This is a genomic window from Dactylosporangium sp. NPDC048998 (assembly GCF_043197855.1).
Lineage (GTDB): Bacteria > Actinomycetota > Actinomycetes > Mycobacteriales > Micromonosporaceae > Dactylosporangium.
In genome coordinates this window covers 49,874-65,077 of the sequence record NZ_JBICTV010000026.1, presented here as the reverse complement: position 1 = coordinate 65,077, position 15,204 = coordinate 49,874, and the positions used below count along the sequence as shown (strand labels likewise).

General features: G+C 71.3%; 11 protein-coding genes and 1 pseudogene. 6 read left to right on the top strand and 6 right to left on the bottom strand.

Annotated elements, in window-relative coordinates:
- Window positions 1-2 precede the first annotated feature (2 nt).
- Entirely contained in the window at window positions 3-1,094 is a 1,092-nt protein-coding gene (locus ACGFI8_RS36900) for a sulfite oxidase (protein WP_392811746.1), read from the bottom strand.
- A 202-nt stretch (window positions 1,095-1,296) separates the two neighbouring features.
- On the opposite strand from ACGFI8_RS36900, the pseudogene ACGFI8_RS36895 reads away from it, so the two are divergent.
- Together ACGFI8_RS36895 and ACGFI8_RS36890 are read left to right on the top strand one after the other, a co-directional pair.
- Window positions 1,297-1,824 (top strand): annotated as a pseudogene (locus ACGFI8_RS36895) (malectin domain-containing carbohydrate-binding protein); the annotation flags it as partial.
- Window positions 1,822-3,582 carry a glycosyl hydrolase family 18 protein gene (locus ACGFI8_RS36890; RefSeq protein ID WP_392811839.1) on the top strand — a complete coding sequence of 587 codons (1,761 nt, stop codon included), beginning with the start codon at window positions 1,822-1,824 and terminating at the stop codon, window positions 3,580-3,582. The pseudogene ACGFI8_RS36895 and the gene ACGFI8_RS36890, both read left to right, overlap by 3 nt.
- A gap of 70 nt (window positions 3,583-3,652) precedes the next feature.
- Here the strand turns inward: ACGFI8_RS36890 and ddaH are convergent, their stop codons facing one another.
- From ddaH to ACGFI8_RS36865, 5 genes are all read right to left on the bottom strand, one after another.
- On the bottom strand, window positions 3,653-4,534 hold the full coding sequence (ddaH, locus tag ACGFI8_RS36885; protein ID WP_392811838.1) for a dimethylargininase: 882 nt from the start codon (window positions 4,532-4,534) through the stop codon (window positions 3,653-3,655).
- Between the two features lie 66 nt (window positions 4,535-4,600).
- The gene (locus ACGFI8_RS36880; protein WP_392811745.1) at window positions 4,601-5,845 is read right to left on the bottom strand and encodes an ATP-grasp domain-containing protein; all 1,245 of its coding nucleotides are present in this window, start codon (window positions 5,843-5,845) and stop codon (window positions 4,601-4,603) included.
- A complete protein-coding gene (locus ACGFI8_RS36875) occupies window positions 5,842-6,996 on the bottom strand; it encodes an FAD-dependent oxidoreductase (protein ID WP_392811743.1) in 1,155 nt (384 codons plus the stop codon). The genes ACGFI8_RS36880 and ACGFI8_RS36875 overlap by 4 nt, the downstream gene beginning before the upstream one ends.
- 37 nt (window positions 6,997-7,033) lie before the next feature.
- Window positions 7,034-8,602: a carbamoyltransferase C-terminal domain-containing protein gene (locus tag ACGFI8_RS36870; protein ID WP_392811742.1), complete on the bottom strand. Its 1,569-nt coding sequence runs from the start codon at window positions 8,600-8,602 to the stop codon at window positions 7,034-7,036.
- A 68-nt stretch (window positions 8,603-8,670) separates the two neighbouring features.
- Window positions 8,671-9,954, bottom strand: coding sequence for an NB-ARC domain-containing protein (locus tag ACGFI8_RS36865; protein ID WP_392811740.1), 1,284 nt, complete (start codon window positions 9,952-9,954; stop codon window positions 8,671-8,673).
- Between the two features lie 512 nt (window positions 9,955-10,466).
- Between ACGFI8_RS36865 and ACGFI8_RS36860 the strand changes: the two genes are divergently transcribed.
- From ACGFI8_RS36860 to ACGFI8_RS36845, 4 genes are all read left to right on the top strand, one after another.
- On the top strand, window positions 10,467-11,768 hold the full coding sequence (locus tag ACGFI8_RS36860) for a SidA/IucD/PvdA family monooxygenase (protein ID WP_392811737.1): 1,302 nt from the start codon (window positions 10,467-10,469) through the stop codon (window positions 11,766-11,768).
- Window positions 11,769-11,786: 18 nt separating this feature from the next.
- Window positions 11,787-12,164, top strand: a complete 378-nt coding sequence (locus ACGFI8_RS36855) for a cupin domain-containing protein (RefSeq protein ID WP_392811736.1) — start codon at window positions 11,787-11,789, stop codon at window positions 12,162-12,164.
- Window positions 12,164-13,804, top strand: coding sequence for a class I tRNA ligase family protein (locus ACGFI8_RS36850; protein ID WP_392811734.1), 1,641 nt, complete (start codon window positions 12,164-12,166; stop codon window positions 13,802-13,804). Before ACGFI8_RS36855 ends, ACGFI8_RS36850 begins: the two co-directional genes overlap by 1 nt.
- Before the next feature lie 96 nt (window positions 13,805-13,900).
- Window positions 13,901-15,181 carry an MFS transporter gene (locus ACGFI8_RS36845; protein ID WP_392811733.1) on the top strand — a complete coding sequence of 427 codons (1,281 nt, stop codon included), beginning with the start codon at window positions 13,901-13,903 and terminating at the stop codon, window positions 15,179-15,181.
- Window positions 15,182-15,204: the final 23 nt, after the last annotated feature.

Genomic DNA, 15,204 nt, shown 5'->3' with positions numbered 1-15,204 from the left:
GGCTACAGGGCGGCGATCAGGCGGACGTTGCTCCATGACGTGTTGAGGTAACCCAGCGGGTTCCACAGTGGTTCGGGGTGTTCGGGCTGGGTGGCGGCGCTGGTGTCCCAGGCGCGTGCGGTGATCTCGACACGGCCGGGTGGCAGGTTGACGGTGGCGTGCCACAACGCCCACGCCCACGGGCCCGGCGAGGGCTCTATGTCGGCCACCCGCCAGGTCTTGCCCCCGTCGGCGGAGACGTCGACGCGGGCGACGGCGCGGTGCTCCCCGGCGGTCGCGTAGCCGGTGACGACGTTCGGGCCGGCGAGGACGTGGGAACCCTCGGACGGGGTGAGGATGGCGGAGTTGAGCGCCGCGACCCCGAGGGACAGGCCGCTGCCGGCCGGTGCCCGGTCGGGGTCGGTCTCGGCGGTCAGGATCCGGTAGTCCAGCGCCTGGAAGTAGCTGGAGGACGGGTGCGGCTGGGCGGTGATGCGCTCGACCCACTTGACGCTGCGGGCGCCGACGTAGCCGGGCACGACCACCCGGACCGGGGCGCCGTGCGCGACGGGCAGTGGTTCGTCGTTCATCCGCCAGGCGAGCAGGACCTCGCCGGCGGTTGCCTTGTCCGCGGGGATGGAGCCGCCGAATGTCTGGGGAGGGTCGATGCCGGTGGCGCGGTCGGCGGCGGTGAAGGCGATGTGGTGCGCCTCGCCGCGCAGGCCGGCGGCCGTCAGGACGTCCCGTAGCCGTACGCCGGTCCAGCGGGCCGTGGAGATGGCCGCCGAGCGCCAGGGTGTCTGCCCGGGGATGTCCCGGACGGCCATGAGCTCGCCGCGGCGGTTGCCGGCGCAGACCAGGGTCGCGACCACGGTGTGGTGCTCGAAGCGGCTCTGCAGGTCGGCGAGTGACAGCTCGAGCGGACGCTCGACGAGCCCGTCGACGCTCAGCCGCCAGGTGGCGGGGTCGATCCGGGGGATGTTCCCGTGGTTGCGGCTGTAGAAGGTGTCGGTCGGGGTGATCGGGTGTCCGGCGAGCGCGGCCGGCGGCGGTTCGGCGTTGAACGGTTCTGCCGTGTGGATGAGCATGTCGTCGCGTTTGTTCCAAGCGCCCATGGCGGCACCTCGTCCCGTTGCTCGGGTGTCCCGGCACGGGCCTACCCGGGCCGCTGCCGTTCATGCCTGCGCCGCCCCGCGCGCGGGGTGTATTGACGAGTGCCTGTGTGCCTGAGTACCGTTCTGCAATTAAGTAACTTTGTTAAGAGTAGTCCTCGCTCTCACCCCCGACACCCCCGAATCCTCACCCTCGGAGCGCGGCATGAGGTACCGAATCCCGTTCAGGTTCAGGCGCGCGGCCGTGGCCGCCGCGCTGCTGCTGCCGGTCGCCGCCGGCCTGGTGGCCCTACCCAACGCGGCCGCGGCGGCGACCGCGCCCATTCGCGTCAATGCCCACGGAGCTGCGTACACGGACAGCACCGGGGCGGCATGGTCCGCCGACCAGGCGTACAGCGCCGGCAACTGGGGCTACGACACGCTCTACGGCGGCTCGTCGACGTCCACACCGATCACCGGCACTTCCGACGGCACCTTGTATCAGTCGTACAACCTCTTCAACAACTGGACCGGCTACAAGTTCGACGTCGCCAACGGGACCTACCAGGTCACGTTGAAGATGATGGAGGACTGGGCCAACGCGGCGGGCCAGCGCAAGTTCGACGTGCGCATCGAGGGCGTGACGGTGCTGACCGCGTTCGACATCTACGCGTCCTGCGGCGCGTTCAAGGCCTGCGACCGGACGTTCAGCACGACCGTCTCCGACGGTCAGCTCAACGTGCAGTTCAACATGAACGGCGGCGCCAACTACGCGACGGTCTCCGCCATCGCGGTGACCGGCGGTAGTGGCGGCGGCGGTGACACGACGCCGCCGAGCGTGCCGAGCAACCTGACGGTCACCGGTACCACGTCGTCGAGCGTGTCGCTGTCGTGGGGCGCCTCGACCGACAACGTCGGCGTCACCGGCTACGACGTCTACCGGGGTTCCACGCTGGTGACGACAGTGACGGGCACGTCGTACACCAACACCGGGCTGGCGGCGAGCACGACGTACACGTACACGGTGAAGGCGCGTGACGCGGCCGGGAACGTCTCGGGGGCCAGCAACCAGGTGTCGGCGACCACGCAGTCCAGCGGCGGCGGTGACACGACGCCGCCGACCGTGCCGAGCAACCTGACGGTCACCGGTACCACGTCGTCGAGCGTGTCGCTGTCGTGGGGCGCCTCGACCGACAACGTCGGCGTCACCGGCTACGACGTGCTGCGCGGCGGCACGACGATCACGACGGTGAGCGGCACGTCGTACACCGACACCGGGCTGGCGGCGAGCACGACGTACACGTACACGGTGAAGGCGCGTGACGCGGCCGGGAACGTCTCGGGGGCCAGCAACCAGGTCTCGGCCACCACGCAGTCCGGCGGCGGCGGTGGCGGCGGCAACCGGGTGGTCGGCTACTTCGTCGACTGGGGCGTCTACGCCCGCAACTACCACGTCAAGAACATCGACACCAGCGGCACCGCCGCGAAGCTGAACGTCATCAACTTCGCCTTCGGCAACGTCACCAACGGTCAGTGCGCGATCGGCGACAGCTACGCCGACTACGACCGGTTCTACGACGCGGCGTCCAGTGTGGACGGTGTGGCGGACACGTGGGACGCCGGCGCGCTGCGCGGTAGCTTCAACCAGCTGCGCAAGCTCAAGAAGAAGTACCCCAACCTCAAGGTGGTCTGGTCGTTCGGCGGCTGGTCCTGGTCCGGCGGCTTCGGCCAGGCGGCGGCGAACCCGACCGCGTTCGCCAACTCCTGCTACAGCCTCGTCAAGGACTCGCGGTGGGCCGACGTGTTCGACGGCATCGACATCGACTGGGAGTACCCGAACGCCTGCGGGCTCAGCTGTGACGCCAGCGGGTCGGCCAGCTTCCGGAACCTGATGTCGGCGGTGCGCTCCCGCTTCGGCTCCGGCAGCCTGGTCACCGCCGCGATCACCGCGGACGGCACCAACGGCGGCAAGATCGACGCGGCCGACTACGGCGGCGCGGCGCAGTACGTCGACTGGTACAACGTCATGACGTACGACTACTTCGGCGCCTTCGCGGCGCAGGGCCCGACGGCGCCGCACTCGCCGCTGACCTCCTACACGGGGATCCCGACGCCCGGGTTCTACTCGGACGCGGCGATCCAGAAGCTCAAGAGCAAGGGGATCCCGGGAAGCAAGCTGCTGCTCGGCATCGGCTTCTACGGCCGCGGCTGGACGGGCGTCACGCAGAGCGCCCCGGGCGGCAGCGCGACCGGCCCCGCGCCGGGCACCTACGAGCAGGGCATCGAGGACTACAAGGTCCTCAAGAACAGCTGCCCGTCGAACGGCACCGTGGCCGGGACCGCGTACGCGTACTGCGGCAACAACTGGTGGAGCTACGACACGCCGAGCACCATCGGCGGCAAGATGAGCTACGCCAAGCAGCAGGGTCTGGCCGGCGCCTTCTTCTGGGAGATGTCCGGCGACACGACCGGCGGTGAGCTGATCACCGCGATGCGCAGCGGGCTCGGATAAACTCCAGCCCCTCGACAGATCGGGGTACCCAGCCGCGGCTGGGTACCCCGATCCATTTCGGCCGCTGCGCTCAGTGCAGCTCCAGGGTGCAGGAGCGGATGCCGCCGCCGGAGCGGACGAGCTCGGACACGTCGGCGCCGATCGGCTCGAAACCGCGCGCCATCAGCTCGGCGAACAGGCCGTGGGCGGCCTCGGGCAGCACGACGTGCCGGCCGTCGGACACGGCGCACAGCCCGAAGGCCGTCGCGTCGGCCTCCGAGGCGACGATCGCGCCCGGGAAGAGCTTGCCCAGCATCTCCTGGCTCGGCGGGGAGAACGCCGCCGGGTAGTACATGATCATGTCCTGGTCGAGGACGGCGAGGGCGTTCTCGAGGCGGTGGAAGCGCGGGTCGACCAGGGTCAGCTCGACCACGGGCACGCCGAAGAACTCGCGCATCTCCGCGTGCGGCCGCCCGCCGGCCCACTGGCTCGACGCGGCGAGCAGGCGCGGGCCGGCGAACTGGTGGTCGCGCTCGCCCTCGTTGATCCACACCGCCTGCCGGATCTCCTGGTAGGCGCCGGACTGGAACCAGTCGAGGTAGATCGACGACTCCGCGGCGCGCTGGCGGTGACGGAAGCGCGCCACCAGCACCTTGCCGCCCCACACGGTGGCCGCGCTGGTGACGAACACCATGTCCGGCAGGCCGGGTTGGGGCTCGATCTCGGCCACCTGGTGGCCGAGGCCCAGGTGCAGCTCACGCAGCCGCTCCCACTGGTCGATGACCCGCGCGCGGCAGGTCTCGTCGCGGGTGTCGGTGAGCGGGTTGGTCGACTGGTCGACGTCGAAGTACGTCGGCCGGACCATGACGTAGCGTCGCCGGGTGGGCTTGCGTCGCACACTGTCCTCCGGGGCGCTGGCGGGCTCGCGCGAAGCGCCGAAACTGGCCGGCGCGGTGCGGGGCCGCCACGGTATTGGGGCACCGCCGCCGCGCCGCCCCGGGCGTGCGGGCGGAGCGGCGGCGGTGCGACGACGAGAGGGTCAGGGCGCGAGTCTGATCTCGATCTTGCCGGCCAGGTCGGTCGCGACGCGCATCGCGTCGTCGAACGACGTGCCGATCGCGCCCAGGCCGCCGAGGATGTCGTTGCCGAACGGCGGGCGCCGGATGACGTCGCCCGGCTGCGCCATGATCTTGATGTGGAGCAGGCCCTCGGACTCCGCCACCTCCGGCGGCACGTCGATCGACTCGATCGTGCCGCCCGGGCACACCAGGACCATCGCCGCGGTGTGCACGTCCGTCGGGGTGAAGTGCCGGACCTGCGGCTTGACGCCACGGGCCACGTCCATGACGGCGCGGATCGGGTCGTAGCCGGCGGAGCGGCGGGCCATGTGGTCCAGACCGCCGCCACCGGGGCGCACCGCGATCTCCAGCAGGTGCGGCCGGCCCTGGTGGAAGCGCACCTCGGCGTGCAGCGTGCTGCGGGTCAGCCCCTGGGCGCGCACCCCCGCCGCGACCACCGCGTGGACGTCGGCGACCTGCTGCGGGCTCAACGCGGTCGGCGCGTGGTGGACGTCGTCGTCGAACGTGTCGCCCTCGACCGTGACCCGGTCGACGATCGAGCCGAGGTACACCTCGTCGTCCCAGACCAGCGCCTCGATGAGGTGCTCGTGGCCGTCGAGGAACGACTCGACGAGCAGGCCGTGCGGGCCGAGGTCGACGCCGTCGGCCTCCATGGTGAACCAGGACATCTCGTCGATGCCGGCCCGCGCCTGGCCGTAGCGTTCGCGCAGCTGGCCGGCGTCGTCGATGCGGAAGACGAAGTTGCTGGCGGCGCCCAGGGTGGGCTTGAGGATGACCGGATAGCCGAACTCCTCGGCGGCCGCGAGGGCCTCGTCCTCGCTGTTCACGAGCCGGAACGACGGGATCGCGACCGCGCCGCGCTCGTGGGCCTGCCGCATGTCGAGCTTGTTGCGGCTGGTCCGGGCCGCCTCCACGCCGATGCCCGGCAGGCCCAGCGCCTCGGCGACGGCGGCGGTCGCGATGACCGCCGACTCGGAGAACGTCAGGATGCCGTCGAAGCGCTCCTCGGCGTGCCATGCGGCGGCGTGGCGGATCAGGTCGTCGACGTGCCGGCTGCCCGCGATGCGGTAGCGGTCGGCCGGCCACAGGTCGTCGGTGCCGATGCCGTTGAGCACGAACAGTTCGGCGCCGAAGTCGACGAGCTGCTGGTACCGGGACTTGTAGTAGAACGAGTTCTGCCGGGCTTCGAGCGCGAGCAGTTTCACGACGCACCTCGCAGGGTGGAGTGGGGCAGTAGAAGGTGGGGAAAAACGTCGGGTTCGAGCGGTCGGGCGCCGGTCAGGTCGGCGACGAGCGCGCGGGCCACGAGCGGGGCGAACTTGAACGCCCCGCCGCCGCACGCGGCGAACGACAGCACCGACGGGCCGAGCCGGGCGAGCGCGGCGCTGCCGCCGGCGGCGGCCGGCGCCAGGTAGTAGCAGTCGCTGGCGGCGGTCACCAGGCCGGCGTGGAATCCGGGGATGATCCGCGACCACACGCCCACGAGGTGGTCGCGCCACCGCGGCGGGGTGGCGTGGTCGGTGACCTCGGCGACCTCCCGGCAGGCGGTGGCCGCGCTCAGCTTGAGCGGGGTGTCCGCGACCGGGGGGACGAGCCAGGCCGCGCCGTCGTCGCCGAGGCCGCGCACCGACGGCATGTGCCGCCAGACCGGACCCGGCGCGTCGCAGTAGAGCAGGCTCTGCCGGAACAGCGTGAGCGAGGGCCGCAGCGACTCGGGCACCAGTTCGCGCGCCCACGGCCCCGGCGCCAGCAGCACCGCGTCGGCGCCGAGCACGTCCCCGCCGGCGAAGCGGACCGTGGCCCGGTCGGCGTCGACGGCGACCGCGCGGTGGTGCTCACGCAGCTCGGCCTGGGGGTGCCCGGCGAGCCACGCGGCGGCGGCCGCGAGGACCCGGTCGGCGAGCAGCACCCCCGCGTCGGCCTCGAACACGCCGGCGGTGCCCGGCGGCAGCACGACGTGCGGCACCGGCTCGACCCACGCCACCGGCCGACCGGCCGAGTCGGCCGAGTCGGCAATGTTGGCTATCTCCGCTATGTCGGCTATTTCGGCCAGGTCTGCCAGGGCGGCCGGCACCGCGTGGCGGGGTAGCACCGACACCGCCCCGACGCGGCGGTAGCACCCGGCGGCGAGCCGGTCGGCCAGGGCGGTCCAGGCGTGGTGCGCCCGTGCCGCGGCCGCGGTCGCGGCGGCGTCGCCGGGGTGCAGCGCGCGCAGCACCCGGTGCCGGTCGTGCGAGGTGGCCCGCGGGTTGGGGATGGTCCCCTGATCGCAGACCACCACGCGGTGCCCGGCGGCGACCGCCTCGACCGCGGTGAGCAGCCCGATGACGCCGCCGCCGACGACGAGGATGCGCACGGCACCGACCTCCTGGTCCAGGCGTGTAGAGATACGCTCAGACGCTGCGGGGCGTCACGAACGTGTCGTTGATGACGTAACCGTCCAGGCCGTGCTGCTCCCCGTAGGCGAGCAGGTCGCTGGTGCGGTTGATGAAGCCGCGGCCGTTGTTGTTCAGCGAGGTGTTGCACAGCACGCTGAACCCGGTGATGTCCCGGAAGGCGACGAGCAGCTCGGCGATGCGGGGGTTGCGCTCGTGCGTGACGGTCTGGGTCCGCGCGCTCCCGTCGACGTGCGTGACCGCCTTGAGCTCCTCGGTCGTGACCTGGTTGAAGTACAGCATGTACGGGTCCTGCACCGAGCCGGTGAACCAGCGGTGCGCGTCGGACTCCAGCGCGATCGGGGCGATCGGGCGGTACCCCTCCCGGCGCTTGATCTTGTTGAGCCGGGCGGTGGTGTCCGCGGTGAAGGGCGCGGCGAGGATCGAGCGGTTGCCCAGCGCGCGGGGACCCATCTCGTACCTGCCGCGCGCCCAGCCGATGATGTTGCCGCGCTCGATGTACCGGGCCACCTCTTCGACGGCGAGCGGGCGCACCAGGTACCTGGCCGGGTCCGGCTCGATGTCCTCGACGAACGTCTCGCCGGCGTAGACGTCCCACTCGATGGTCGCCTGGCCGGTGTAGTGCCACTGCGCGTCGATGGCGGTGCCGAGCGCCGAGCCGCTGTCGTTGGGGCACGGCGGGACGAACACCGAGGCGAACAGCCCGCTCTCGCGCCACCGGCGGTTCCAGTCGCAGTTGAGCCCGCACCCGCCGGAGATCTGCAGCGGCAGCCCTTCGGTCATGTGCTGCTCGGCGTACGCGTAGAACATGTCGTAGATCGCGTTGGAGTGCTTGAGCGCCGCGTCGCGGTATGCCTGCGACTCCACCCCCGCGTTGTACAGGTGCGACCAGGCCAGTTCCTCCTTGGACAGGCCCATGATGATGCTGTCGTGCTCGAGGATGAAGCGGATCGTCTCGCGCTCGGCGTCGGTGACCGGGCCGTCCTCGGCGAACGCGGTCAACGCCATCTGCTTGCCGGCGTCGTTGAACCGGAAGTGCCCCTTGCCCAGCGGGAACTTCGGGTCGGCGAGGGCGAACAGGTAGGCGTACTTGGCGCCGGGGTCGGCCAGCACGTGCTTGAGGTGGGTGACCCGGCCCCGCTCGTCGACGCGGTAGAAGTCCCCGATCGTGCCCTCCCACACCAGCGCGTAGTGCGCCTGGCCGGTGGTGGCGGGCGCCATGCCGAGCGAGGTGTAGATGTGCGAGCGCTCGTGGGTGGAGGAGAAGTACCGCACCGGCTTGCCGAAGAACCGGCCCTCCTCGTCGGAGACCGAGCCGGGGCCCACGCCGTAGTAGCCGGTCCGCGACGGCGGCTCCACGGCGTGCTCGCCCTTGATCCATCCGCCGAGTGCCACGACGTCGGGCTGCCGGTCGAGCAGGCCCGCCGCGCGGACCATGAGCTCCCCGGTGATCCGGTCGTACCGCGGCCAGTTGTCCTTCTCCGCCTCCAACGCAAACAGTAATTTGCCGTCTTCGATGGCGACGATGCCGCCGTCGTGGCCCTCTTTCATGGACAGGATCAGCATGAGCGTGGATTCAATCCGCTCCGCAGATTGACCGGAACCCTCGGCCCGGCCAAACAATCAATCCCGGCCTATGAGGCGCGCGGCAGGTCGACCTGCGCGGTCTGCCAGTGCACGGCCGCGGCGAAGATGCTGACCATCACCGGCACGCAGTAGCGCCCGGCGAGGGTGGCCCGGGTGAGCAGCCCCGCGTCGACGAGCTGCTCCAGCGCCCGGTCGGCCGCCTCGACCGACATGCCGGTCTCCCCGGCGAGCCCGATCGCGGTCGTCCAGCGCGACCCGATCGCGCCGAGGTGGCACAGGGCGCGCCGGCCGGCCGGGGACAGCGCCCGGAACGCCGCGTCGAAGCGGTCCCGGACGCTCACGTCGCCGACGGTCAGGCTGTCGAGCAGGCGTTCGTCGTCCGCGAGCAGGCCGGCGGCGTAGGCGATCGCCCACTCGGGCCGGGCCGCGATGATCCGGCCGACGATGTTGACCGCCAGCGGCAGGTCGCCGCACAGGTCGGCCAGGACGTCGGCAGCCTCGTACTCGGCCTCCACCCTGTCGGCGCCGATCAACCGCCCGAGCAGCGCCATGGACTCGTCGCGGGTGAACGCGCCGAGGTCGATGCGGTGCATGCTGTCGAGGCCGAGCAGCCGCGCCCGGCTGGTCACCACGACGAGGCTCTGCGTGGCGCGGCCCAGTAACGGGCGCACCTGCGCCTCGTCCTGGACGTCCTCGAGCAGCACAAACACCCGCCGCCGGGCGAGCAGCGAGCGGTACAGGCCGAGGCGCTGCATCGGGTCGTCGGGCACCACCGAGGCCGGCGTGCCGAGGGCGCGCAGGAAGCCGTGGACGATGCCGTTGGTCGAGCGGGTGCCGGCGCCGGCGCCGACCTCCGCGTAGAGCTGCCCGTCCGGGAATGTGGCGGCCACCTCGTCGGCCAGGCGTAAGGCGAACGCGCTCTTGCCCACGCCGATCGGGCCGCTGATGATCAGCGGTACGTTGGCCCGTTCCCCCCGGCCGATGACCCGGGCCGTGTCCGCCAGGGCCTGCGCCCGGCCGACGAACGTCATCGACCCGACGGGTAGCTGTGCCGGCCGGGCGAAGCCGGCCGCCGCCCGCGACATCGGCCGGGCCTGCTCGCCGCCGGCCGTCACGTCGGCGGCGACGGCCCGCCATCGTCGCTCCCAGGCGGCCTGGTCGCCGCCGCAGGCCGCCACGAACGCGAGTGTCACCGGTAACGTCGGTAACCGTCGTCCGCTCGCCGCGTTGGACAGCACCGACGGCGCGAACAGCGCGGTGCGGGCCAACTCGCGGTACGACGGATTGCCCGCCGCCGTACGCAGCGCCCGTAGATCGTGGGCGAATCCCACGATCGGGCTCTCGGTTGCCTCCAAAGGTCGTTCTGGCCTGCCCATGGCCTCTCCAAGGTCATCTCAGGCGGTTCGCGGCCCACAGCACCGCCCGGCGCCTCGTGGGCGACCGTTCGGGCGGCAGCAGGCATGCGCCACCACAGTTGTTCGTGGTTGTTCGTCAACGGCCGGACCACCAGTGCGGGGTGCTGGCGAGTCGCGACCATTCGGCACCGTATCACCGTGAGTCGATCGTTGAACTGCGCGCAGTGCCCTACCGGAACCCCTCGGCTGAAGATCCACGCCGATCCCGTGGTGTTCTGTAACGGTTTTCCGGATGTGTGCGGCACACTGTCACAAGCCTGACATCGTCCAATGTGGATCGATTGTCGGCTTTCCGGCGAAGCGGTTACGGGCCAAGTGGCCCCCGCCGCCATTGATTGTTCTTCATGAACCAAAGGTTCCGTTCAACGGTGCGCCGCGTTGTAGTTGCCCGGGTCCACAACCCAAACCCCAACGACGGCGGAGACACGATGGTCAAACATGACGTCGAGCTACTGGCAGTCGGAGCAGGTCCGGCGAACCTCGCCCTGTCCGTGGCGCTGGAGGAGATCGCTCCCGGCCTGGCCCGCGAGTCGCTCGTGATCGAACGTGACCAGGAGGTCTCCTGGCAGCCCGGCATGCTGCTGCCGGAGGCGCTGTCCCAGGTGTCCTTCCTCAAGGACCTGGTGACGCTGCGCAACCCGCGCAGCCGATTCTCGTTCCTCAACTACCTGCACGCCGTCGGACGGCTCGCCCAGTTCGTGAACATGGGCAGCTTCGTGCCGTACCGGATCGAGCTCGCCGGCTACCTCAAGTGGACCGCGGACGCGTTGTCGCTGGTCGAGGTGCAGCACGGACGCGAATGCGTCGAGGTGCGACCGATCCTCGAGGGCAGCACGCTGGCCGGCTGGGCCACCGAGCTCGCCGACGGCGACACGATCAACAGCCGCTACCTGGTGATCGGCGGCGGCCGCGACAAGCGCGTCCCGGAGCAGCTGCGCGGGATCGCGCCGAGCCGGGTCATCCACAGCACCGAATACCTGCGGCGCATCGCCGGGCTGCCGAAGGACCGGGCGTACCGCGTCGTCGTGGTCGGCGCCGGGCAGAGCGCGGCCGAGCTGTTCAGTGCGGTACAGAGCGACCTGCCGGAGTCCCGGCCGACGCTGCTGACCCGCTCGATCGGCCTCAACATGTACGAGTCGAGCAAGTTCACCAACGAGCTGTACTACGGGTCGTTCGTCGACGAGTTCTTCGAGGCCGGCCCCGAGGCCCGGCGCCGGATTCTGGCCCAGATGCACCACACCAACTACGCGGGCCTCGCCCCGGGCACGATGGACACGCTCTACCGGCAGTTCTACCTCGACCGGCTCACCGGCCGGAACCGGCTGAAGATGATCACGATGCACGACATCACCGCCGCCCGGGAACAGGGCGAGGAGATCGTGCTGGAGCTGACCGACTGGCGCACCGGCGCCGTGCAGGAGATCACCACCGACCTCGTGCTGCTCGGCACGGGCTTCGCCCCGGAGATGCCCGCGCTGGTCCGCCGCCTGGCCGGGTCGCTCGGCCTGACCGACATCGCGGTGACCCGAGACTACCGGCTCATCGTCAACCGGCCCAGCGCCGCCGCCTGCTACCTGCAGGGCGTCAACGAGGCCACGCACGGCATCGCCGACTCGCTGTTGTCGATCCTCGCCAACCGCGCCAACGACATCGTCGACGACATCCTCACCCACCGCGCCGCCCACCTCGGCGCGGCCGACCGGATCACCGCACCGGCCGCCGCCGCGTGACGCTGAAAGGCAGCTGACATGGACATCAGACCGCTGGAACGCGACGCCATGCCGTTCGAGAACGGCGCCTATGGGCAGCGCCTCATGCCGTGGGACGTGGTGAACGCCCCGTTCGAGGGGGCCTGGGTGGTGGTGCCGGCCGGCGGCGCCACGGGCGCCCACGACCACCACGAGGCCGAAATTTTCATCGCGCTGCGCGGCGCGGCCGAGATCGAGACCGGCGGGGAGCGCCGGCCGTTCCGCGCCGGCGACGTCGAGCACCACGCGCCCGGCGTGTCGCACCGTGTCATCAACGAGGGCGACGAGGACTTCGAGTTCTACGCGATCTGGTGGGACCGGGAGATGTCGGTGAAGTTCCTCGACCGGCACGACGCCGGGCAGGAGGGCCGCGGCTGATGTCCGAATCCGTGTCTGAACCCGGGTCAGAGCAGCCACTCACCGTCATCATCGCCGGACCGCCCACCGCCAACGGCGACCTGCACGTCGGGCACGTCGCCGGCCCGTACGTGGGCGGCGACGTCCACGCCCGCTACCTGCGCGCCACCGGGCGGCCGGTGGTGTGGGCCTCGTGCACCGACGACATGCAGACCTACGTGGTGACCACCGCGAAACGCCTCGGCACCACCCCGCCGGAGCTCGTCGCGCGCTCCAGCGAGCTGATCCGCACCACGTTCGAGGCGATGGGGATCGCGCTGGACGGGTTCTCGCCGACCGACGACGGCTACCGGGCCCTGGTCTACGACTATGTGCAGCGCCTCTACGACGCCGGCAAGTTCAAGCTGCGCACGGTACGCCTGCCCTACGGCGAGCGGTCCGGGAAGTTCCTGGTCGAGGGCTTCGTCGGCGGGGCCTGCCCCACCTGCCTCGACGACAGCCGCGGCGGGTTCTGCGAGACCTGCGGTCACCCGATCGACTTCGACGGGCTGATCGAGCCGTACTCGATCCTCGACCCCGGCGAGCCGGTGACCTACCGCGAGGCGCGGATCCTCGTGTTCCCGATGGAGGAGTACCGGCAGCGCCTCATCGCCTACCACGCCGAGCGGGCCGGCCGGTGGCGCCCCCACGTGGTGACCCTGATGCGCGAGATCCTCGCCAAGCCGCTGCCCGACTACCCGATCACCTACCCGGTCGAGTGGGGCTGGCCCGCGCCGTGGCCGGAGGTCGAGGGCCAGACGCTCAACGCCTGGCTGGACGGTATGCCCGCGTCGATCTACTGCACCGGCTGGGCACAGCGGCAACGTGGTGACGGGACCGGCGAGGAGATCGGCGCGGTCGACGACGCGTGGCGGGCCGAGCGCGGCGCCCGGGCGGTCGTCTTCATGGGCTTCGACCCGCTGTACGTCTGGGGCCTGGTCCACATCGCCGAGCTCATGGCCCACGAGGGCCGCTACGCGCTCACCGACACGTTGCACATCAACGAGTTCTACGAGCTGGAGCACGAGAAGTTCTCCACCAGCAAGGGCCACGTCGTGTGGGCTCGGGACCTGGTCGCGGAGGTGCCCCGCGACGTCGTGCGGTTCTACCTGTGCGTGTCCGCGCCCGAGCACGCCCGGACGAACTTCAGCCGCGCCACGCTCGACAAGATCGCCGGGGAGCGGCTCGTCACGCCGTGGAACGAGCTGGCCGCGGACCTGGCCAAGCTCACGGCCGAGGCCGGCGGCGACCCGCTGCCGGTGTCCGCGCAGGCCCCGGTCTTCGCGGCGGCGATCGTGGACCGGTTCGCCTCCTGCTACGAGCTCGACAGCTTCAGCCTCGCCCGGGCCGCCGACCTCATCGTCCAGCACACCGGCCGGCTGCGCACGCTCGCCGCCCGCACGCTCGCCGCCGGCCTCGACGCCGACGCCCTGCGCGAACGCGTCGGTGACCTGTTCCTGCAGGCCCGGGCCCTGGTCAGTGGTGCGTCACCGATCCTCGCCGACCTCGCCGAGCGGGCCGGCGTGCCGATCGCGTTCGACGCCGGCGCGTACCGCGTCACCCACACCGGCGCGTTCACGCTGCCCGGCCTGGACCTGCGTACGGCCGGCGCGGCCGGCTGACGGGAACCCCCGAACGCCTGGTCCGGCTCGGTAAGGCTTCGCGACCACCGACCCGGACCAGGCGCCACCACCTTCTGAAGACAGCTGAGGTCTTGCATGCTCATCGACGGATCGCCCGCCATCCGGGCGGCGACGGCGCGCCGCACCCGACTCACCGAATGGCTGCTCGTCCCCGCCGCGTTCGTCACGACGGCCGGCAACGCGTTCCAGATCACCGCAGCGGCGATCCTCGTCTTCCGCGCCGAGAGCACGACCCTCGCGGTCGGCTGGCTGTTCATCGCGGTCTCGGTTCCCCAGGTCGCGCTCGCGCTGATCTTCGGCCGGCTGGTCGACCGCTACGACCGGCGGAAGCTGTGCATCACCGCCGACCTGGTCGGCGCCGCGTGCGCCGTCGCGCTGCCGCTGTGGCTGTGGATGGGCGGCGCGGCCACGCTCGGCTCCTACCTGGCCAACTTCCTGCTCGCCGCGACCACGGCGCTGTTCATGCCGGCCAGCAACGCCCTCATCAAGGAGCGCGTCGCCGACGAGCGCCTGGGCAAGTTCAACAGCCACTACGAGATGGCCACGAACGCCGGCATGCTGCTGGCCTCCGCAGGCGCCGGGTTCCTCGTCCTGGCGTTCGGCCCGACGCCGCTGTTCATGTTCAACTCGCTCACCTTCGTCGCCTCGGCCGTGCTCACCTGGTTCGTCGGGCCGAAGCCGGCGGCGACCGGCGCGCCGGCCGCACCGGACGTCGAGACCGCGCCGGCCGTGCTGACCGAGGCGGCCCCCGCCGAGCCCGCGCCGCCGGCCGACCTGCCGATCCGGCGCCTCGCGATGCTGTACAGCAGCGGCAACATCGGCACGATGGTGTCCAACGCCCTGCTGACGGTGCTCATCCTGCAGACCTTCAACAAGGGGCCCGGGCTGCTGGGCATCGTCGACGCGCTGGCCGGCGTCGGGTTCCTCATCGGCGCGGCGACCTACGGCTGGTTCGCCAAGCGGACCAGGGGGCTGACGCTCGCGGTGCTCGGGGCCATCGCCTGCAACCTGCTGGTCCTGCTCGAGCCGCTGCACTACATCGCGCTGATCTGCGCGATGCCGCTGGCCGCCCTGTGCTTCGCGCTGGCCCGCATCTCCGCGCGCACGCTGCTCATGCGGGCCAGCCCGCCCGAGCGCGCGGGCCGCATCTTCGGCTTCGCGCAGGCCTCCGGCCTGGCGATGGGCATCACCACCACGGTCGTGCTGTCGCTGCTGGCCGACGCCTGGAGCGTGCCGGCCGCGTTCTGGACCCTCTCCGCCGTGGTCATCGCGGTCGTCTCGGTGCTCTACCTGAGCATCGTGCGCGCCGCCGCCCGGCCGGCCACCGCCAAGATCCTCGAAGCCAGCGCCGCGTGACGCGGCCGTCGGGCTCCCAGCCG